The organism is Bacillus sp. Medicinal_06, from assembly GCF_056711665.1.
Genome location: NZ_JBWYHD010000003.1, coordinates 208,275 through 226,324, shown reverse-complemented (window position 1 = coordinate 226,324; position 18,050 = coordinate 208,275). Strand labels below are relative to the sequence as shown.

The 18,050-nt window shown below is 34.1% G+C and carries 24 protein-coding genes and 3 pseudogenes; 17 read left to right on the top strand and 10 right to left on the bottom strand.

Going from position 1 to position 18,050, the window contains the following annotated elements:
- Positions 1 to 195 precede the first annotated feature (195 nt).
- From AC1M36_RS08225 to AC1M36_RS08205, 5 genes are all read left to right on the top strand, one after another.
- Positions 196 to 1,587, top strand: a complete 1,392-nt coding sequence (locus AC1M36_RS08225) for a sigma-54 interaction domain-containing protein (RefSeq protein WP_336452546.1) — start codon at positions 196 to 198, stop codon at positions 1,585 to 1,587.
- Between the two features lie 211 nt (positions 1,588 to 1,798).
- A complete protein-coding gene (gene kamA, locus AC1M36_RS08220; protein ID WP_336452545.1) occupies positions 1,799 to 3,217 on the top strand; it encodes a lysine 2,3-aminomutase in 1,419 nt (472 codons plus the stop codon).
- Positions 3,214 to 3,486 carry a YokU family protein gene (locus AC1M36_RS08215; RefSeq protein WP_336452544.1) on the top strand — a complete coding sequence of 91 codons (273 nt, stop codon included), beginning with the start codon at positions 3,214 to 3,216 and terminating at the stop codon, positions 3,484 to 3,486. Before kamA ends, AC1M36_RS08215 begins: the two co-directional genes overlap by 4 nt.
- A 72-nt stretch (positions 3,487 to 3,558) precedes the next feature.
- A complete protein-coding gene (locus AC1M36_RS08210; protein ID WP_336452543.1) occupies positions 3,559 to 3,774 on the top strand; it encodes a YozE family protein in 216 nt (71 codons plus the stop codon).
- 164 nt (positions 3,775 to 3,938) lie between these two features.
- Complete coding sequence (locus AC1M36_RS08205; RefSeq protein WP_336452542.1) at positions 3,939 to 4,601, top strand: hypothetical protein; 663 nt, start codon at positions 3,939 to 3,941, stop codon at positions 4,599 to 4,601.
- Here AC1M36_RS08205 and AC1M36_RS08200 read toward each other — a convergent pair whose 3' ends face one another.
- Positions 4,602 to 4,757 (bottom strand): DUF3930 family protein, encoded by a 156-nt coding sequence (locus tag AC1M36_RS08200; protein ID WP_479845734.1) that lies wholly within the window; start codon positions 4,755 to 4,757, stop codon positions 4,602 to 4,604.
- A gap of 158 nt (positions 4,758 to 4,915) precedes the next feature.
- Between AC1M36_RS08200 and AC1M36_RS08195 the strand changes: the two genes are divergently transcribed.
- The 5 genes from AC1M36_RS08195 (at position 4,916) to AC1M36_RS08175 (ending at position 7,688) form a co-directional block, all read left to right on the top strand.
- Positions 4,916 to 5,095 (top strand): YozD family protein, encoded by a 180-nt coding sequence (locus AC1M36_RS08195; RefSeq protein ID WP_003197525.1) that lies wholly within the window; start codon positions 4,916 to 4,918, stop codon positions 5,093 to 5,095.
- Between the two features lie 124 nt (positions 5,096 to 5,219).
- Entirely contained in the window at positions 5,220 to 5,411 is a 192-nt protein-coding gene (locus AC1M36_RS08190) for a hypothetical protein (protein WP_241818440.1), read from the top strand.
- Positions 5,411 to 6,232, top strand: coding sequence for a serine/threonine protein kinase (locus tag AC1M36_RS08185; RefSeq protein ID WP_479845733.1), 822 nt, complete (start codon positions 5,411 to 5,413; stop codon positions 6,230 to 6,232). Before AC1M36_RS08190 ends, AC1M36_RS08185 begins: the two co-directional genes overlap by 1 nt.
- A complete protein-coding gene (locus AC1M36_RS08180) occupies positions 6,214 to 6,972 on the top strand; it encodes a sporulation protein (protein ID WP_479845732.1) in 759 nt (252 codons plus the stop codon). The genes AC1M36_RS08185 and AC1M36_RS08180 overlap by 19 nt, the downstream gene beginning before the upstream one ends.
- 80 nt (positions 6,973 to 7,052) lie before the next feature.
- Positions 7,053 to 7,688, top strand: a complete 636-nt coding sequence (locus AC1M36_RS08175) for a phosphatase PAP2 family protein (RefSeq protein ID WP_336452538.1) — start codon at positions 7,053 to 7,055, stop codon at positions 7,686 to 7,688.
- Here AC1M36_RS08175 and AC1M36_RS08170 read toward each other — a convergent pair.
- Positions 7,675 to 8,556, bottom strand: coding sequence for a cation diffusion facilitator family transporter (locus AC1M36_RS08170; protein WP_336452537.1), 882 nt, complete (start codon positions 8,554 to 8,556; stop codon positions 7,675 to 7,677). The genes AC1M36_RS08175 and AC1M36_RS08170 overlap by 14 nt on opposite strands.
- A 217-nt stretch (positions 8,557 to 8,773) precedes the next feature.
- On the opposite strand from AC1M36_RS08170, the gene AC1M36_RS08165 reads away from it, so the two are divergent.
- Positions 8,774 to 9,190 (top strand): YhfM domain-containing protein, encoded by a 417-nt coding sequence (locus AC1M36_RS08165; RefSeq protein ID WP_479845731.1) that lies wholly within the window; start codon positions 8,774 to 8,776, stop codon positions 9,188 to 9,190.
- Positions 9,191 to 9,235: 45 nt separating this feature from the next.
- Here the strand turns inward: AC1M36_RS08165 and AC1M36_RS08160 are convergent, their stop codons facing one another.
- Both AC1M36_RS08160 and AC1M36_RS08155 read right to left on the bottom strand, forming a co-directional pair.
- Entirely contained in the window at positions 9,236 to 9,550 is a 315-nt protein-coding gene (locus AC1M36_RS08160) for a thioredoxin family protein (protein WP_174100783.1), read from the bottom strand.
- A gap of 82 nt (positions 9,551 to 9,632) precedes the next feature.
- Positions 9,633 to 10,040 (bottom strand): annotated as a pseudogene (locus AC1M36_RS08155) (tyrosine-type recombinase/integrase).
- Here AC1M36_RS08155 and AC1M36_RS08150 point away from each other — a divergent pair.
- Positions 9,941 to 10,243 carry a DMT family transporter gene (locus AC1M36_RS08150; RefSeq protein WP_336452646.1) on the top strand — a complete coding sequence of 101 codons (303 nt, stop codon included), beginning with the start codon at positions 9,941 to 9,943 and terminating at the stop codon, positions 10,241 to 10,243. The pseudogene AC1M36_RS08155 and the gene AC1M36_RS08150 sit on opposite strands and share 100 nt — an antisense overlap.
- 147 nt (positions 10,244 to 10,390) lie before the next feature.
- Here AC1M36_RS08150 and AC1M36_RS08145 read toward each other — a convergent pair.
- The 3 genes and pseudogenes from AC1M36_RS08145 to AC1M36_RS08135 form a co-directional block, all read right to left on the bottom strand.
- Positions 10,391 to 10,771: pseudogene (locus tag AC1M36_RS08145) on the bottom strand (MBL fold metallo-hydrolase); the annotation flags it as partial.
- Positions 10,772 to 10,852: 81 nt separating this feature from the next.
- A complete protein-coding gene (locus AC1M36_RS08140) occupies positions 10,853 to 11,707 on the bottom strand; it encodes a manganese catalase family protein (RefSeq protein WP_336452535.1) in 855 nt (284 codons plus the stop codon).
- A 193-nt stretch (positions 11,708 to 11,900) separates the two neighbouring features.
- Positions 11,901 to 12,050: pseudogene (locus tag AC1M36_RS08135) on the bottom strand (spore coat protein); the annotation flags it as partial.
- A 235-nt stretch (positions 12,051 to 12,285) separates the two neighbouring features.
- On the opposite strand from AC1M36_RS08135, the gene AC1M36_RS08130 reads away from it, so the two are divergent.
- Entirely contained in the window at positions 12,286 to 12,498 is a 213-nt protein-coding gene (locus AC1M36_RS08130; RefSeq protein WP_016131582.1) for an alpha/beta-type small acid-soluble spore protein, read from the top strand.
- Between the two features lie 344 nt (positions 12,499 to 12,842).
- Positions 12,843 to 13,358, top strand: coding sequence for a DUF3231 family protein (locus AC1M36_RS08125; RefSeq protein ID WP_336452534.1), 516 nt, complete (start codon positions 12,843 to 12,845; stop codon positions 13,356 to 13,358).
- Between the two features lie 25 nt (positions 13,359 to 13,383).
- On the opposite strand, the gene AC1M36_RS08120 is transcribed toward AC1M36_RS08125, so the two are convergent.
- Positions 13,384 to 13,878 carry a YndM family protein gene (locus AC1M36_RS08120; protein WP_336452533.1) on the bottom strand — a complete coding sequence of 165 codons (495 nt, stop codon included), beginning with the start codon at positions 13,876 to 13,878 and terminating at the stop codon, positions 13,384 to 13,386.
- Between the two features lie 280 nt (positions 13,879 to 14,158).
- Here AC1M36_RS08120 and AC1M36_RS08115 point away from each other — a divergent pair, with 280 nt between their 5' ends.
- The 3 genes from AC1M36_RS08115 (at position 14,159) to AC1M36_RS08105 (ending at position 16,186) form a co-directional block, all read left to right on the top strand.
- Positions 14,159 to 14,371 (top strand): alpha/beta-type small acid-soluble spore protein, encoded by a 213-nt coding sequence (locus tag AC1M36_RS08115; RefSeq protein ID WP_000069657.1) that lies wholly within the window; start codon positions 14,159 to 14,161, stop codon positions 14,369 to 14,371.
- A 304-nt stretch (positions 14,372 to 14,675) separates the two neighbouring features.
- Positions 14,676 to 14,828: a hypothetical protein gene (locus AC1M36_RS08110; protein WP_336452532.1), complete on the top strand. Its 153-nt coding sequence runs from the start codon at positions 14,676 to 14,678 to the stop codon at positions 14,826 to 14,828.
- 14 nt (positions 14,829 to 14,842) lie between these two features.
- Positions 14,843 to 16,186, top strand: a complete 1,344-nt coding sequence (locus AC1M36_RS08105; protein ID WP_336452531.1) for an amino acid permease — start codon at positions 14,843 to 14,845, stop codon at positions 16,184 to 16,186.
- A gap of 114 nt (positions 16,187 to 16,300) precedes the next feature.
- On the opposite strand, the gene AC1M36_RS08100 is transcribed toward AC1M36_RS08105, so the two are convergent.
- The gene (locus tag AC1M36_RS08100) at positions 16,301 to 16,927 is read right to left on the bottom strand and encodes a LysE family transporter (protein WP_336452530.1); all 627 of its coding nucleotides are present in this window, start codon (positions 16,925 to 16,927) and stop codon (positions 16,301 to 16,303) included.
- A 241-nt stretch (positions 16,928 to 17,168) separates the two neighbouring features.
- Entirely contained in the window at positions 17,169 to 17,927 is a 759-nt protein-coding gene (locus tag AC1M36_RS08095; protein WP_336452529.1) for a YqcI/YcgG family protein, read from the bottom strand.
- Positions 17,928 to 18,050 lie beyond the last annotated feature (123 nt).

Sequence of the window (18,050 nt, the reverse complement as noted above, 5' to 3'; positions counted from 1 at the left end):
GCTTGCTGTGAGCGAATTATCAGTGAAGGATAGAGAAATCCTTCACTGATTTGAGTTTTATTGTAGCACTTGTAAGTGAGAAATAAATAATATGAAATAAATAAAAAAGTAGAACGGAATCGTAATGCTTATAATCGCACATAGGGGTGCCGGAAAACTAGCATATAAATCGCTGGATTTTTGGCAAGAGGGGGGATGACATTGCTGGCAGTTTCGACACAAGAAGTCATTGAGGCGATTTTGGGCAGTATTGATGAGGCAATTCACGCGGTGGATGAAAATGGTATTACAATTTTTTATAATACTGTTGCTGCAAAACATGATGGATCAAAGATTGAGAATGTACTAGGAAAGCACTTATTAGAAGCGTTCCCATCTTTATCGAGGGAAACGAGTACACTTATGAAAGTTTTAGATACGAAAAAGCCAATTTTGCATCAAGTACAGCGGTATCAAAATTTAAATGGAGAAGATGTCTGTACTGTAAATACTACATTACCTATTTTTATAGAAGATAAAATTGCAGGTGCTGTTGAGATCGCAAAAGATTACTCGACAGTTCAAAAGTTAACCGATACCATTGTCGATTTACAATCGAAAATGAAACGATCCTCTCGGAAAAAGGTAACAAAAAAGCACGTTGCTTTTAATACAATTGTGACAGAAGATTCTCGCTTTAAACAAACGAAAGACTTGGCACAAAAGGTGGCCCCAACAGATGCAAATGTTTTAATTTACGGGGAGACAGGGACTGGAAAAGAATTATTTGTTCAAGCGATTCATGAGGCTTCGAAACGGAAAAATAAACCGTTTATTGCCCAAAACTGTGCAGCTCTTCCTGAATCTCTTTTAGAAAGTTTATTATTTGGGACGACAAAAGGTAGCTATACAGGGGCAATTGAACGTGCGGGGTTATTTGAACTTGCAGATGGAGGGACATTATTTTTAGATGAATTAAATTCGATGCCCCTTGATCTGCAGGCAAAAATGCTTCGAGCATTAGAAGATGGAGTGATTCGTCGCATAGGGGATAGTAAGACGAGAAAAGTCGATGTTCGCGTCATTACGGCGATGAATCAACCTCCAGAAGTATGTTTACGTGAAAATAAAATTCGGACTGATTTATATTATCGTTTAAATGTATTTTCGTTATATATTCCACCGCTTCGGGAGCGAAAAGAAGATGTATTATTGTTAGCGTCTTACTTTTTAAGAGACTATAACAAAGAATATAAAAAACAGGTGCTCCATATGGATCATGAGACGAAAGAAAGATTACTAGCGTATCATTGGCCTGGGAATGTAAGAGAGTTAAAACATACTATGGAACACGCTGTAATTATTGCCGAAGGAAGTTCCTTAACGGTTAGTTGTTTACCACGAACATTTCGAAAAGAAATAGATTCGAAGAAAAAGAAGAAATGTATCCTCCCTTTACGTGAGGCGCTTCATCAAACAGAAAAAGAATTAATTGATCAAGCATTAACGGAAACGGATGGGAATATTTTGCAAGCTGCTAAATTACTAGGTATTCCAAGACAAACATTGCAATATAAATTAAATAAGTATGACAAAACCGCCGAATAATCGGCGGTTTTTGTGTGTTTGCACCAATAAAAGAGCGTTTACATATACAGAAAGTAATGAATATTATGTTGAATAAAGCACCATTTAAAATAAGAAAAAATATTTTTCCTCATATATAATAGGATATCTTTCTTCACTGCTTATTGAAAATGTAAAGTTGGCATAATTATTGCTTATATAAATGGTGAGCGTAAAAAAAGGGGGAATAGCAATGTTACATGATGTATACAAACCAAATCGACACTGGAAAGATATCGAATTATGGAAAGATGTTACAGAAGAGCAATGGAATGATTGGGTTTGGCAATTAACGAATACGATCAAAACGTTAGATGATTTAAAGAAAGTCATTAATTTGACACCAGAAGAAGAAGAAGGTGTAAAAATTTCAACGAAGACGATTCCGTTAAATATTACACCGTACTATGCTTCTCTTATGAATCCTGATGATCCGCGCTGTCCGATTCGGATGCAATCAGTACCGATTTCGGAAGAATTATATAAAACAAAATATGATTTAGAAGATCCACTTCATGAAGATGAAGATTCGCCAGTTCCAGGCTTAACACATCGTTACCCAGATCGCGTTTTATTTCTAGTAACAAATCAATGTTCTATGTATTGTCGTTATTGTACACGTCGTCGTTTTAGTGGACAAATTGGAATGGGTGTTCCGAAAAAACAACTAGATGATGCAATTGCTTATATCCGTGAAACGCCACAAGTACGTGATGTTTTAATCTCTGGTGGTGATGGTCTTCTTATTAATGATAAAATTTTAGAATACGTATTAAAGAACTTACGAGCAATCCCTCATGTGGAAATTATTCGTATCGGAACGAGAGCACCAGTTGTGTTTCCACAACGTATTACAGAAAATCTATGTAATATTATTAAAAAATATCACCCAGTATGGCTAAATACACATTTTAATACTTCTATTGAAATTACAGAAGAGTCAAAACTAGCGTGTGAAATGCTTGCAAATGCAGGTGTTCCAGTAGGGAACCAAGCAGTTATTTTAGCTGGAATTAATGACAGTGTACCAATCATGAAAAAGCTGATGCACGATTTAGTGAAAATTCGTGTTCGTCCATATTATATCTATCAGTGTGATTTATCAGAAGGTATTGGACACTTCCGTGCTCCAGTTTCTAAAGGGTTAGAAATTATTGAGGGACTACGTGGACATACTTCTGGTTACGCGGTTCCAACGTTCGTTGTCGATGCGCCAGGTGGAGGCGGGAAAATTGCCCTTCAGCCAAACTATTTAATCTCACAAAGTGCGGATAAAGTGGTACTTCGTAACTTTGAAGGGGTTATTACAACGTATCCAGAACCAGAAAATTATGTACCAGGGAGAGCGGAAGGCTACTTTAAAGAAATCTACCCAACTTATGAAGAGAAGCGTTCAGATATTGGCGTGGCTGGATTGATGAGTGATAAGAAATTCAATCTTGTTCCGGATGACCTGCAGCGCATGAATCGCCGCAAAGATTATGAAACAAATGAAGAACATGCCTCCTTAAAAGATAAACGTGATAAGCGTGATCAGTTAAAAGATAAAAAATATCAAGCGCAAATGGCGAAATTAGAAGAAAATAAAAAAGCTGAGGGTGACGCAGTATGAATTGTATGTGGTGTGACAGTACAGAAGCGCAAGAAAGTCTGAATACTGTATATTGGGAATTGCCAGATGGTACAAAAGCCATTGAAATTCAAAAGACACCATGTATTTCTTGTTCATCATGCGGAATGGACTATCAACCTGATCATATTGTAAAAGAAATAGAAGATCAATTGTTTTTAATTTATACAAAAGATCTACCTAAACAACTAACATATGAAGAACTAATGGAACGCCCACGTTTACTAAAGAGAAATTATTTTGACTTTTAACCAGCGATTATGCTGGTTTTTTTCTTTTCTCCCTTGTATAATGTACCCAAGTTAGAAAGGTAGGGAATATGTTTGAAAAAGTCATTTTATCACTATATGATGAAGCACCGTGCGTCTTTAATTAATAATGAAGTATCGAATTTAGCTGAAGCTATGTATGATGATTTAAGTTTTCCAAAGCACTCAGAAGATTACGATGAAATTAGTTCATACTTAGAATTAAGTGGACTACTAGGTAGTATGTCTATTTTTGATGAGGCGTGGGAGTTATACATACAGGAAAGATAAAAATAGTAATCAAATAAAATATATCAATATTGGTACATCACTTTATAAAAAGTGATGTATTTTTTATTGAAAATTTTTTTGAATATAAGCTTATGTGGTAAGCGTTTTTTCATCGTTTGCATATACTGGTATCAAAATCACGACTTTAAAAAGGAGAGAGATAAATGGCACGAAAAAAACAACCTAAATACAATGTGGGAGACATAGTCGTGATTACGCTATATGGAACCGTTGGTAAAATCACAAATATGAAAATATTAGATGGTGTTTATGTATATGAAGTAAATAATCATGATGGATATTATGTGGAACAAACACTTCAACATGTCACGGAACAAGAAATGAAAAAAGGTGAAACAGAATGGATTGAATTGCGCTATCGTTTTACGTTCGGTGACCTAGTGCAAGTTACGGGATATGATAAAGATGTTTTTCGTATCGTTGGGTTTCGGACAGAAGTGTGGCGTTATAAAAATGATGCTTGGGAAGATACAATATATGAATTATCAAGAATTACGGATGGTGAGTGGTTAGAGGCTGATGAATCAGATTTAACCTTGCTTGCGAATGCGCAAACTGCTAACGCGATTTTGAAAAAACTAAAACAAGATAAAGCAGGTATGAATAAATTAGATTTAGGAAAATTGAAATCAATAAACAACTCCAAAAAGGTGAGTATTAAAACAAGCAGACAAGAAATTATTGATGGATTATTAGACATTTATAATGACTATCAATTATTATATGAAACATTTCAAGATGAAGAATATAAAATTGTTATGGATGTTGTCCATAATTATTTAGTTAAATTAACAGAGAAAAAATAGCTAGAAAGTTAGCAGGAACTGAACAAAAATATATGCTGTGTAAGGTATACCTACAATTGTTAAAAAAATAATAAGTCCTTTGATAACAGAGTCTGCCCATTTATCTTCATGCATGAACTCTTCTTTTCTTTGTTCTTCTTTATATTGGTATTCCATTTTTATTTCCCCCTTCAAATAGCTTGTACTACATCGTATGCTTTGAGCTGAATTGATATGACAGACAAGCATGATATAGAAAAGAAAATCTATTTTTCTAATCTTGTATACATAATTTTGAAATTTCTTCATAAAACAGAAATAAAGGAGTGATGCTCATGAAGGAAATTGAAGTCGTAATTGATACGGAAGAAATTGCGGAGTTTTTTTATGAGCAACTAATTGAGAGAGGGTATGTGCCAAAGCGAGAAGAGATTGAAGATCTCGCTGATATTACATTTGAGTATTTACTAGAAAAATGTATGATTGATGAAGTGTTTGATGAGGATGAAGGATGAGAGTAACGACGGGACCTACTCGTCGTTTTTTACACTTCAAAATTCTTTCTTTACAAACTTGTCACAAACATAAAGGATTATTATTGGTATAATAAAAAGAAAATTTGAAACAAGAGGTGAAGGGATGTTCAAAAAAATTATTGATTCTTTACTAGGAAAGAAGAGTAGATATCGTTCCTATTCAAGTAGTGATTATCGTCATAGAGGTCGCTCGTATTCAAGTAGCGATTATAACAGGAGAAGAAATTCTCATGGTTATGGACATCAGCACTATAAAAGAAAACGTAAAAGCCGTAGTTTCTTTTCCAGTAGTTGATGAAGTGGCGTGACATACTTGCTTGGTTTGATAGACCGCTGCGCACTGATACAATTGTTACGCAGCGCTATAAAATTGAATCAGTAATTGGAATGGGCAGCTATGGCTTTACATATATCGTTTATGATTTGCAAACGAAAGAAAAAAAGGTTTTGAAACAATTAAGACAAAGTAAGCAAAGGTATATGTCGGGTAGAATGTCATTTGCACAGGAACAAGCAATTTTAAAACAGTTAGATCATCCGGCAATACCGAGCTTATATGATAGTTTCATATGGAAAAAACAGCCGTTTTTTATAATGGAGTACATGCCAGGTGATAATTTCGAAGACTTCATTTTCAGAGATGGACATGTATATGAAGAACATGAGGTTTTTCATATTTTATATAAGGTACTCGAGCTTGTTTCTTATTTTCATAGTAAAGGTATTATTCATCGAGACTTACGAACTCCCAACATTTTAATGGAAGAGGGGCAGATTAGTATTATCGATTTTGGATTAGCTAGATCTATAGAAGAAATCGATGAGCGGGCATCGACCTATGAAGGAGAACAAGCCTATATGCGGGAAGTTCACTATCGGAGTGATTTTTATGCACTAGGTCACTTTACATTATTTTTATTATATTCTGGTTATGAGTCTACTACAAAAGAAGAAAGACCATGGTATGAAGAGTTACAGCTAGCGAAAGAAAACCGTGAAATTATTATGCGAATGCTACGGATGCAGACTCCATATTATGAGAATGTACAAGATGTTAGAAAAGATGTACGCCATGCATTAGAAAGGATGGGGGATACATGTTTCAAAAGTTTTTAGCAAGTGTTGGAATAGGAAGTGCGAAAGTCGATACAGTTCTTGAGAAAGAAGAATATTTAGTAGGAGAAGAAATTGTAGGTGTGGTTCATATTACAGGTGGATCAGTTGGTCAACAAATTGAAAGCATTTACTTAACATTAACAACGTCATATGTACGAGAAGTAGATGATAAAAAAGTAAGCGCTACATTTGATTTAGAGCGAGTACGTTTAACTGATCCTATTACGATATCTCCAAATGAAAAAGTAGAAATTCCGTTTTCATTCCCGATGCCAATTGAAGCGCCGCTTACTTTTGGAATGAAAACGGTTTGGGTTCATACAGGTCTTGATATTAAGCGGAGTATTGATCCGAGTGATCGCGATTACATTCAGGTGTTGCCGAATGCATTATTAAATAGTGTGTTAGGTAATGTAAAGCAACTAGGATTTAGGCTTCGTCAAGCAGAGTGTGAAGAGCTGCCACGTTATTTGCGTACGAATATTCCATTCGCACAAGAATTTGAATTTGTGCCAGTTTCAGAGGAATATTATGGAAAATTAGATGAATTGGAATTATTAATTTTACCACGTGCGCATGATCGATTGGATATCGTTATGGAAGTAGACAGAAAAGCTCGCGGATTAGCAGGGTTATTTTCAGAAGCGTTAGACTTAGATGAGAGAGTCGTTCGTTTTACTGTAACGCGTGAAGATATTCCGGCTATGCAGCAAAAAATTAACAGTTATATTTCTTCATAAATAATGCATAAAAAAAGAAATGGAGAGGGAAACTAAAACAACCGCTCCATTTTTTATTTTTGTATTGTGAGGTTATGTATGTGAAACGATATCGACATGTATACTTGTTAAGCTTATTACTTATTTGTTTTGTCGGATTATCACTTTCGTATCATACCGCTTGTGTTGAGAAATTTGATGATGTTGTTACCGAATTTATCCAAAGTTTTCGGAACGATTATTTGACAGCTTATTTCACTTGGATGTCTTATATTGGTTCGAAAAAAATATATTTCCCGTTATTAATCATAGTTGTAATGTACTTTCTCATTCGGAAAAGGTTGTTAGGTGCGTTATTTTTAATCATCAATTATTATGGATCTCGTCACCTTAACAGCCTTCTAAAATTATGGTACGAACGACCAAGACCAGATGTCACGCAGCTTGTTACAGCTACAGGATATAGTTTTCCGAGCGGACACACGATGAATGCTACAGCATTTCTAGGGTTTATCGCTTATGTAACAATCACGGAACATCGTATTACATTGCATAGAAAGTTATTGATTATTTTTATTACATGTTTCGTGATATTCTCTATTTCTGTTAGCCGCGTATATCTCGGGGTCCATTATCCATCCGATATATTAGCAGGCTGGGCAGCGGGTGGAAGTTGGCTTGTTTTATGTATTATGTTCCATCAAGTATTCATCAAAAAAGAACCTATGTCATCATAGGTTCTTTTTGCGTAGGCTCAACATGAATATGAGTGTGCAAAATTCCAAATTTTTGTTCTAACGTTTCTTCAATTTTATCAGTAATATGATGACTTTTACTCACGTCCATATGAGCATCTACTTCAATTGTAATATCCACATACGTTTGATTCCCATACATACGTGCACGAATATCAACAATATGTTCCACACCAGAAACAAGCTTAACAGCTTGTGAGTATTCCTCCATTTTATCTGGATCAATGCCATCGGTTAACATATGAGAAGCTTCCACAAAGATGTCCCACGCAGTTTTGCAAATGATAAAACCAACAAGTAGGGCCGCGATTGGATCGAGAATCGGCATGTGGAACTGAGAAGCAACAATACCGACAACTGTACCGATGCTAACGAGGGCATCTGATAAATTATCTTTTGCTGCGGCTTCTAGTGCTTTACTTTTTGTACGCTTTGCAATTTTATTATTATATTTGTAAACGATGTACATGACGACAGCACAAAATAAGGCAACCCAGGCTGCAAGCATATTTGGCGCGGTTTTTTGCGGATTAAAAAAGGATTGAATTGCACTTACAATAACTTCTAAACCAACCGTTGCCATAATAAAGGAAGCAACAAGTGAAGCGATTTGTTCTGCACGTGAATGACCATACGGATGATCTGGATCACGAGGCTTTCGAGAAATTTTTAAACCGATTAATACAGCTAAAGAAGCGCCAATATCTGTTAAATTATTTAAACCGTCCGCACGTAATGCACTGGAAAGAGCAATATAGCTAATTACGATTTTCAGTGATGACAAAAATATGTAGGCGATAATGCTGACAATAGCTCCTTTATCAGCTTCTTTATTAGAAAGTGAATTCATAACGATCACTCACCTTTCTGTTAGGAATTTCTTTCTAGTAATAGAGTATCAAACGAAACTCGTGTGGGTCTATACAAACATTGTTGACGTTTTATAGCTTTTTAAGTAGGGGGTAACAAAGTTTCGTGAAGGAAAAATATGTTACGAAGTACAAAGTGAGGAAAGGTGAAATTTTCATGAGGTTTCCTTTACAATATAAGGAAGGGGGAGGAGTGAGATGCACAAACTATTATCTTGTTTCATATTGGTGCTAATTATTTTGGGTAGTACTGGATGTGAGTTGCCTCGTGAAGAAAATGTAAAAAATCAAGACATTTCTAAGCTATCGATATCTGTTTCGAAAGGATTTTGCGGTTTAAACGAAGATTATTTTATGAATATTGAAGACACAGAAAAATTAGAGAGGATTCGTAATCTGCTAAATGACGTAAAAAAACAAAAAAGAAGTGATGAAAAGCCACAATACGATTTGTTGATTACATATCAAAATGGAGATACACATGGAATCCATCTATACCTTGGAGGCGCAGGAGAGAAAAGTGTCATCATGTATATCGGTCATGAGGAAACCGCATATTACACTTCTGAAGAAATGACTAAGCAATTGCGAAAGATAATCATTAAAAAAGACTAAAAAAATACCTCTGAAAAAATATATCTCAGAGGCACTTTTTCTATTTTAGTATGCTTCTAAAAACTCAGTAACTTGTTCTTCTGTTTTTGCATTTGCACTATGTAAATGACCAAGTTTTTCACCATTTTGATACACAAGTAGGCTAGGAATTCCCATTACTTGATATTCTTCCGCAATATTTGGGAACTCATCTTTATTAATAGAATACCATTCAAATTTATTGAACTCTTCCATTACATCTCCGATAAAGTTATCCATACGTACGCAATCTGGGCACCATGTTGTGAAGAACTTAACTACTACTGGCTCCTCGCTTGCGATAATGTCCTTAAATTCCTTGTCACTCTTGATTTCTTTCATGCTTTTCGCTCCCTTTACAATTGTTTTATTTTGTATTTTTTAGGTGGTAATTTCATTAAAAATCAAAACTTCTAACGAATTTTCAACGAACGGTTTTATTTCCGAACAATTCGTTTGCAAATTGATCCACCGCAGTTTCTTGAAGTCCTGGTACGACATGGGAGTAGGTGTCTAATGTGATGCCTACTCTTTTATGTCCTAATCGCTCACTTACAATCTTCGGATGTATACCTTGTTTCAACATGATAGTTGCATGGATATGTCGCAGATCATGGAATTGGATGTCAGGAACCTCACTTTTCTTTATAAGCTTTTTCTAGGGATGTGTCAAACTTCTGAGATTGCAAGGGTTTCCGTTAAAGGTAGGGCAGACTAAATCGTAGTTGTTATATTCACTTCCGTACTGTTCTTTTTCTATATTTATTCGTTCATGATGTTCTTCCAGGGTGTGTAATTTTTTATATTCAATTAACGATGATACGAAAAACATCTCCTACACGTGTAGGATTACTCTTGGGAACAGAATCCATTTTTGCTGCGTTGTTTGCCGTCATAATAGAAGATGAGCACGTAAGCTTGCTTCAATGGATTGGTGGTACTTTAATTGTTATCGCTACTTATTACGGTCGCTATTTAGAAAATTCTAGAGAAAATTGTACAACTCATAAAGCGGAATCAGCCTATCAATCCTAACTATAATCTCACTTGATGAAGAAGATAATATAAACAATCTTGGAAGGGAATTAGAGGAATTAATTAATATATTAGGAGATTTCCTACTATAACATTGATTAAAATTTTACAAGTAAACCAGAAATCCGTATCACACAATGTTTAAAATAACTGTGTTAGATTTTGAAGTTTATGTTCTTTTAATTTGATTTCGATTAATCTTAGGGTTAATTTCGTTGCATAAATTGGTACATTCAATTGTTTTAATAGATACGGAATACCTCCAATGTGGTCTTCGTGTCCATGTGTAACGACTAAACCTCGAATTTTATCCTTATTTTCTTGCAAATATGTAATATCAGGTATTATCAAATCTATTCCTAATAAACTTTCATCTGGAAACTTAGAACCGCAATCAATAATCACAATATCATCTGAATATTGTATTGCATACATATTTTTTCCTATTTCCTTAACCCCACCTAAAGCAAAAATGGATAGTGTATTTTGTATTGTACTCAAAATGAATATCCTCCTTTTTGAAAACATCCAAGCTTATTTGAATCCATATAGAGATTTTCTAATCTAGATTCATGACCAACCATTTATAAGTGGTTGGTCATAATAATCTCAAAGCTCCATATCTTTTAGTCCCGGACTATGCTCATTTGGCATTTCAGGAAGTTCTGGTACAGGAAAACCTTTTGGTGGCTCTGTTACACTTAACGTTCCTTTGTTTCTACTTGGTGATTCACCTTGGAAGATCTCTCCGATTCTTGTTTCATCCAACCTGAAATTAAATTGAGCATTATGAAATCCCATTTCTACGTACTTTCTACACTCAGGATACTTATTGATATCATAGTTTGGTACTGGGAAAAGTTTTCCCCATTCAACGCCTAAAGTTTCTAATGCTTTCGCAAATGCATTTTGATGTGCATTATCACGCACAATTAAAAAGGCAAGTGTTTCACGAAAAGTTTGATTTGAACTCATTTCATAAATTCTTGTCTTTTGAAGTACACCAGTTGATTCAAGAACTAGGTTATCCATTAAATCACTAATTAGATTTCCATGACTGTATACCCACGATCCGTTCCATGGGTTACCAGCTGCATCTACTGGCAATGAGCTTTGAGCACCTACAATAAAATGGTGAGGATTTGCATGTTTTACCGCCTCATCAAGCGGTGCTTTATCCATACCAGCATTACCTGACGTAGACTCACCAGCTCCATTTAATAATTGATTAATTGTATTCTGAACGAGCTCTACATGACTAATTTCCTCAAGAAAAACCCCTCGAAGTAAATCACGATATTGTTTCGCTTTTCCTCTAAAATTTGAACTTTGAAAGAAATATTGCATCATTGTACGCATTTCACCAAAATGTCCGCCAAGTATTTCTTGTAAGACCTTCGCAGCAGCGGGATCTGGTTTGTCTGGTTTAATAATATTAATCAATTCTTCTTTGTAATAATACATAGAAAGTACCTCTCTTTTTTGAGATAAACAACAACTTTTATATTTCCCAAAGGCAGGGGATTTATTACTATATTGCTTTTATATTCTAATTATTTAATTACAAAAGATAATTAATAAAGAACATATCCTGCTTTCTGTAGAAAGCAGGATATGTTCTTATGTATCAGATAGAATTCCATATATTTTTTAGTTCTTAAAGAGGGTATTGTTGATTTTGTGCTACGTATAGAGCTGTTTGTGTAGTCATTAAATCTACTTGTAACTGTTCTTGTACATTAGTCGGATGATAATACCCTTTATCAATCATATATTGACTTACTTGCTTATGTGTATCAATTGCATCCTGATGAATTCAAGCAAGAGAAAAGAAGAGGAGAAGGAGGGATAACACAATCATTTCAAACAAACCTTGTGATGAAAAGATGCTAGAACAGTTTCTCTTCTTGGCTCTCTCAGCCATATTTTAAGTAGAAAAATAAAACTTATACTTCAAATTCAGGTGGAATGAAATACCATAAAAAGGAATTTATATTTTTCTATGTTTCGTAAAATATTAAAAACATAGGAGGTGATACAATATGGCAAACAATAAGAGTGGAAATCGTAATGAATTATTAGTTCAAGGTGCTGAAAGTGCACTTGATCAAATGAAATATGAAATCGCGCAAGAGTTTGGTGTACAACTTGGTGCAGATACAACAGCTCGTGCAAACGGTTCTGTTGGTGGTGAAATCACTAAACGCTTAGTAGCATTGGCTGAACAACAACTTGGTGGAGGATTTACTCGTTAACTTCATCCCAAAATAGAAAAGATTAGGGCAAGCGATATGGTTGATTATTGGAAACATAGCAGATTACAGTAGTTAGCATATACATCTTTTGTCTGTATAAAATCATGAAATAAACTCTCATAATGAATGCGGTTGTACTCAAAGATTGTTGATAATTTCAAATAATAATCTTTGAGTATTTTATTTGAAAAATTCTTTTCTAGATTACAAACATATACTTTGTGGGGAAGGTGTTTCCCATGAATCATAAAAGATCCTTTTTAGGAACAAATATACTTAAAAATTTATTTTTAATATTAAAAAGCATACTGACTATGATATTTATAAAAGGGAGGCATCTTAAAATGGGTGTATTAAGTGGAAATCCTCAAAATGAACCTTTACATTATGGAGAAGTATTTGATATTTGGAGTTATCTTCTTGCAGCACAAGGAGCAGTTGCTGGCCACCAGGTTTACATTAATCACACGGGTGATGAAGACTTAAAGAAGTTCTTAGAAAATCTAATTGAGAATGATATGACTTCTGAAATAGATGAACTAAAATCACTTCTAAAGGTAAACGGTGTAGCTTTACCACCAGCGCCTCCAGAAAGACCGGTTGCATCTATTGAAGATATTCCTCCTGGAGCACGTATCAATGATGCTGAAATTGCAGCAGCTGTTTCGGCAGGTCTTGCGGCAGGATTAGTAAATTGTAGTCAGGTAATGGGAAAATGTCTTCGAGAAGATGTAGGAATGCTTTTTGGACAATTCCATATGAAAAAAGCACAAGCTGGGGCAACTTTACTACGTCTAAGTAAGAAAAAAGGCTGGGTAGTTCCTCCGCCATTACATGTTAAAAATACTGAACAAGCTTAAAAAAAGTGGCTGAAAGCCACTTTTTTTACTTCATTTTATTCTTTATATCGTTTTCCTTTTGAATGGATCGTACTTTTTCTATCTCAGAACGGTTTAAATATTCATGTGAGATCTCCATAGCATATCTATCGTGATGCATATTAGTTGATTCTCGTGAATCATTGTTTTCATGTAAAACTGCTTTTTTCATATAAATGTGAAAAAATACTTCTATCACACCGATAAGAAGCGCCGCCCAAAATGAAGATGCGACAATATTACGAACGAAATTGTTGTCTGTAAGAAGATACGTTAACACCCAGATTCCTAAAAAACTTAACCCAAAATCTGCAATTGTAGCAACCATGTTCCCATACTTAGGTAGAACAAATAAATCTCCTATTAAATAGGCTGTCCCTGTAATTAGTAATGAAATCAGTAATATTCTAGGAATCGAAACGTCCTGGAATATACCTAAAATCATCAATAATACGGCACTAATAGCGGTATATTTAATTAATAAGGCAACAATATGTTTCATGAATGTTCCTCCTGTTTTTTAACTTTCATGTAGGAATAGTACTTTTCAATAAAAATGGGTTGCACTTTCATAAAGTACAACCCATTTTATCGTGTTCAGGAGGTTTACTCATTACATGATACTCATATGGCACGAAATTTTTTCGCTCTCCTACACAATACTATTTTGTGAAATATAAATATGAATTATGTGTTAAAACAATAAAAATTAATACCAAAAAAAGGACTATATATTTTCGAATGCTTTTTTACATATTAAAATGTGAAGGAGGTGACATAGCATGTCAAACAATAACAGTGGAAACAGCAATCAATTGTTAGTACGTGGGGCTGAACAAGCTCTTGATCAAATGAAATATGAAATCGCACAAGAATTTGGTGTGCAACTTGGTGCAGACGCAACAGCTCGTGCAAATGGATCTGTTGGTGGAGAAATTACAAAACGTCTAGTATCATTAGCTGAACAACAACTTGGCGGTGGAGTTACTCGTTAATTTTATATGTTAAATGGATATAGAGGGGAGACATACTGTCTCTCCTTTCTCATACATTTCTTTTTAAATATATAGTTAATCTTTTTGAACGTATTAAATAAGTTCAGTAGTCTGAGCCTTATATATTTAAGATTTACAACTATAAAATGTTAGGATTTGAAAATCTGGAATTTTATTTATATATTTTATCCTTTTAACTTTCAATGCTTTAAATATTGACTTAAACAGAATTAAACTAAGTTAAATTCGAGGCTAAAAGGTAGGGAATATGTTCATATAAATCAATTCAGAAGGAGCAGAGTAAATGAAATATGAAGAGGTATTTACGGTTGAGATTTCTGTAGGCAGTGCAAGAGTAGCAAGACATGAATTAAAGGCTCATGATGTCATTGAGGTCGTTGAAAAGCTTGCTCAAAAGTATTTAAGTAATCCTGAGGGGCATTCTCATGATAAATAAAGGAGCATAATGATATGACCTGTCATGATATTAAAAAGCAAACGAAAGAAAAAAAAGATTTAAAATGGTGGCAACTCTCACTCATAGGGATAGGATGTACGATAGGTACCGGTTTTTTTTTAGGATCCAGCATAGGAATTAAAATAGGTGGATCTTCAATTATCCTTATTCTTATTTTAACCGGATTTACTACATATATTGTATTTGAGGCATTGGCAAAAATGACTGTAGATGATCCACAAAAAGGTTCTTTCCGCATTTATTCAAGAAAAGCATTTGGAAATTGGGCTGGTTTTAGTCATGGATGGACATATTGGTGCTCAGAGCTACTTATTATGGGTAGTCAGTTAAGTGCGTTAGGTATTTTTTCTCGCTACTGGTTTCCTAAAATACCACTTTGGATATTTGCTGCTATTTATGGAATAGCAGCTATATTGATTATTTTTATAGGGATTAAGGTATTTGAACATTTAGAAAAATGGATGGCTATTATAAAAATTGTAGCTATTATAGGATTTATAGTGATTGCGATTTTGGTTATTTTCGGATTTATAAGGGGTGGTTTATATAAAGCTCAATTTCCGCAAAATTTTAAAGACTGGTTTCCTAATGGACTAAAAGGCACTTGGTCGTCTCTTATATATGCATTTTATGCATTTGGGGGAATCGAAATCATGGGGCTAATGACAATAAGACTTAAAAACCCTAAAGAGGCACAAAAATCAGGAAGAGTAATGTTAATGATCTTAACGATTATCTATGTAGTTTCTCTAGGGTTGGCAATTATAATGGTTCCATTAAACCATTTTAATACGAAAGAAAGTCCTTTTGTAATAGCATTACAAGATTATGATTTACCGTATGTTCCATTTGTTTTAAATGTAGTATTAATATTAGCGGGTTTTTCGACATTAGTTGGTTCTTTATTTGCAGTGACAAGTGTATTGATTAATTTGGCTGAGGAAGGCGATGCACCTGCGATATTCGCTAAAAAACACAAGAAAAATATCTCTTTTCCGGCTTTAATTCTTATCATAATTGGGCTTGGTGCATCTATCCTTAGTGCTTTGTTACTCCCAAAAAACATATATGAATATGTAACAACTGCAGCTGGGTTGATGCTGTTATATACGTGGAGTCTAATCCTTCTTTCATTTAGGAGATTAATGAGTCCTAAAGGTTGGATGCGTATAAAAAGTATTATAGGTCTTATTATGATTACACTAGCTATAAGTGGAACATTACTTCAAAAAACAACTAGATCCGGTTTTCTAGTGAGTTTGTTGTTCTTAGGAGTGATTATTATTGTTACTATAATTGTTCATTTTGTTTCAAGAAAACAGAATAGAGTTATGTGAAATTGATTGTTAATGGTGAAGTAATCTTCAATTACAAAACAGAGATAACGGACTTTTTAACCCCTATTCAAAAGAATCTGCCTTCCCAAAATGTGAGTAGGCCCTATGTAAAATTTATTGGAAAATGATTTGGTATGTTTGAAATCCAAAATATAATCCATACATAATAAGTGATATTCCAGATATCACTGTAATAAGCGATAACATACGTACATTTAAAATTCTACGGAATATACTAGAAGTACTTGCCATAGTAATATCCCAAATAAAAATACCTAAAATGATACCAAAGCTATATAACAAAAGCTGCTCTTTATTATAGGAAGAAGCGGCTTTTGCTAATATAGAACCAAAAATTCCGAGCCAGAATAGAATTGTTAATGGATTAGATAAAGACATAAAGAAACCAGAAAAGAAACTTTTAGTAATTGAATCATCATTTTCGGTACTCCTGATACTAATTTGATTAGCACTTTTTAAACTTTCTATACCTGTATAGATTAAAACAAAAGCTCCGAAAGACCATAGGAAAAGTTTTATGATGTCTTTTTCGAGGAAATGAATTACACCTAAATAAATAAGTGCCATATACATAATATCTGCAATTAAGGCCCCTATGCCCAGAATCCAAGCATGTAAAAACCCACTTCTAATACCTTTTTCCAACTGTGCAGCATTAATAGGCCCAATTGGAGCAGATAATGATAAACCCAAGAAAACATAGCTTAAAAATATGCCCACTTATGACATGCTCCTCCCACTAAATTTCATTTATATTAAATCTATTCAGTGGTTAATATTTGTACAACTAAATAATATATGTCTTAGCATATTTTTGTTGCTGTACAAAAAAGGGGCAAGTAAATCATACATTTTTTTAAGTGAACTCAGCAAATTATTTCTGAATAGGTGTAGGAGGATTTCATATCATTAATAAACTGAATTTCATAAATTAACCTAATTAGGGTATTTATAGAATTTATTACTTATTCTTATGCAGAAATTTTATTATTCGAGAAAATGGACACTTTGATGGGATTGTCTCGTCATCACGTAAAAAATACTGCTGCCATTCATAATTATCTTTTTGGCCATAATCGTTAAGAGAAGGGTGAATAGGAGCTTTGTCATAAGCGGCCAAACGATGACGTATTAAGTTTTTTAGTTTTTGACTGCGTTTGTCAGAGTTCATAATTTCTTGTAAGACCCATCGAGGAGTTAAAGCAAGCATCATACATGGGAAGTGCCTACTTTGTCTTCTGATATGGGCGGGTGTAGCGCAATAAACAAAATATGATTCGTTATGAAAACAAAACTCCCATGTGTTTTCCATGGGGTTATTTGGAATGTGCTTAGGCCATTCCTTCTCATCCAATTTGCTAGTTTTATTAAGTATGGACCAATAAATATGTTCAAAATTTTCTACTGTAGCTTCTTCCATCAAATCTTTTGGGGTTTCAATAAAAACAATAAGAGAGGCGTATTTACCTGTGTCCTTAGAGTATTCGGTGTATTCTTTAAGTAATTTAGCTAAATTTTCGCTAGTATTGGGTCTTCTAGGATCATCAATGAATCCATATCTAAGGTGATTGGATGTAAAACCATGTTGTGCAGGGATACAAGGAAACGGTCTATTTTTATCAGTCATTTTAAGTATAAAAGAACAGAAAGCATTTTGTTGCCAATGTGGAAGATTAGTAACATCTCTTTGTAAAGAATCTTTATCGTAAAGCATATTCATTTTTTACTCCCTTCCTAAGCAATAATATATAACCTATTAATTATGAAGAAATAGGTGACTAATAAAGAAATGAAAATTATTTTATAATATATATTAATAATATAGATAGAATCTCTCAGAAAT

Excerpts from the sequence above, each read along its gene's own strand:
- kamA (WP_336452545.1), top strand. The coding sequence starts at position 1,799 with ATGTTACATGATGTATACAAACCAAATCGACACTGGAAAGATATCGAA.
- AC1M36_RS08120 (WP_336452533.1), bottom strand. The coding sequence starts at position 13,878 with ATGAAACATATTGTTGCCTTATTAATTAAATATACCGCTATTAGTGCC.
- AC1M36_RS08125 (WP_336452534.1), top strand. The coding sequence starts at position 12,843 with ATGGGTGTATTAAGTGGAAATCCTCAAAATGAACCTTTACATTATGGA.
- AC1M36_RS08130 (WP_016131582.1), top strand. The coding sequence starts at position 12,286 with ATGGCAAACAATAAGAGTGGAAATCGTAATGAATTATTAGTTCAAGGT.
- AC1M36_RS08110 (WP_336452532.1), top strand. The coding sequence starts at position 14,676 with ATGAAATATGAAGAGGTATTTACGGTTGAGATTTCTGTAGGCAGTGCA.
- AC1M36_RS08160 (WP_174100783.1), bottom strand. The coding sequence starts at position 9,550 with ATGAAAGAAATCAAGAGTGACAAGGAATTTAAGGACATTATCGCAAGC.
- AC1M36_RS08095 (WP_336452529.1), bottom strand. The coding sequence starts at position 17,927 with ATGAATATGCTTTACGATAAAGATTCTTTACAAAGAGATGTTACTAAT.
- AC1M36_RS08205 (WP_336452542.1), top strand. The coding sequence starts at position 3,939 with ATGGCACGAAAAAAACAACCTAAATACAATGTGGGAGACATAGTCGTG.
- AC1M36_RS08180 (WP_479845732.1), top strand. The coding sequence starts at position 6,214 with ATGTTTCAAAAGTTTTTAGCAAGTGTTGGAATAGGAAGTGCGAAAGTC.
- AC1M36_RS08200 (WP_479845734.1), bottom strand. The coding sequence starts at position 4,757 with ATGGAATACCAATATAAAGAAGAACAAAGAAAAGAAGAGTTCATGCAT.
- AC1M36_RS08105 (WP_336452531.1), top strand. The coding sequence starts at position 14,843 with ATGACCTGTCATGATATTAAAAAGCAAACGAAAGAAAAAAAAGATTTA.
- AC1M36_RS08115 (WP_000069657.1), top strand. The coding sequence starts at position 14,159 with ATGTCAAACAATAACAGTGGAAACAGCAATCAATTGTTAGTACGTGGG.
- AC1M36_RS08140 (WP_336452535.1), bottom strand. The coding sequence starts at position 11,707 with ATGTATTATTACAAAGAAGAATTGATTAATATTATTAAACCAGACAAA.
- AC1M36_RS08165 (WP_479845731.1), top strand. The coding sequence starts at position 8,774 with ATGCACAAACTATTATCTTGTTTCATATTGGTGCTAATTATTTTGGGT.
- AC1M36_RS08195 (WP_003197525.1), top strand. The coding sequence starts at position 4,916 with ATGAAGGAAATTGAAGTCGTAATTGATACGGAAGAAATTGCGGAGTTT.
- AC1M36_RS08225 (WP_336452546.1), top strand. The coding sequence starts at position 196 with ATGACATTGCTGGCAGTTTCGACACAAGAAGTCATTGAGGCGATTTTG.
- AC1M36_RS08185 (WP_479845733.1), top strand. The coding sequence starts at position 5,411 with ATGAAGTGGCGTGACATACTTGCTTGGTTTGATAGACCGCTGCGCACT.
- AC1M36_RS08190 (WP_241818440.1), top strand. The coding sequence starts at position 5,220 with ATGTTCAAAAAAATTATTGATTCTTTACTAGGAAAGAAGAGTAGATAT.
- AC1M36_RS08170 (WP_336452537.1), bottom strand. The coding sequence starts at position 8,556 with ATGAATTCACTTTCTAATAAAGAAGCTGATAAAGGAGCTATTGTCAGC.
- AC1M36_RS08215 (WP_336452544.1), top strand. The coding sequence starts at position 3,214 with ATGAATTGTATGTGGTGTGACAGTACAGAAGCGCAAGAAAGTCTGAAT.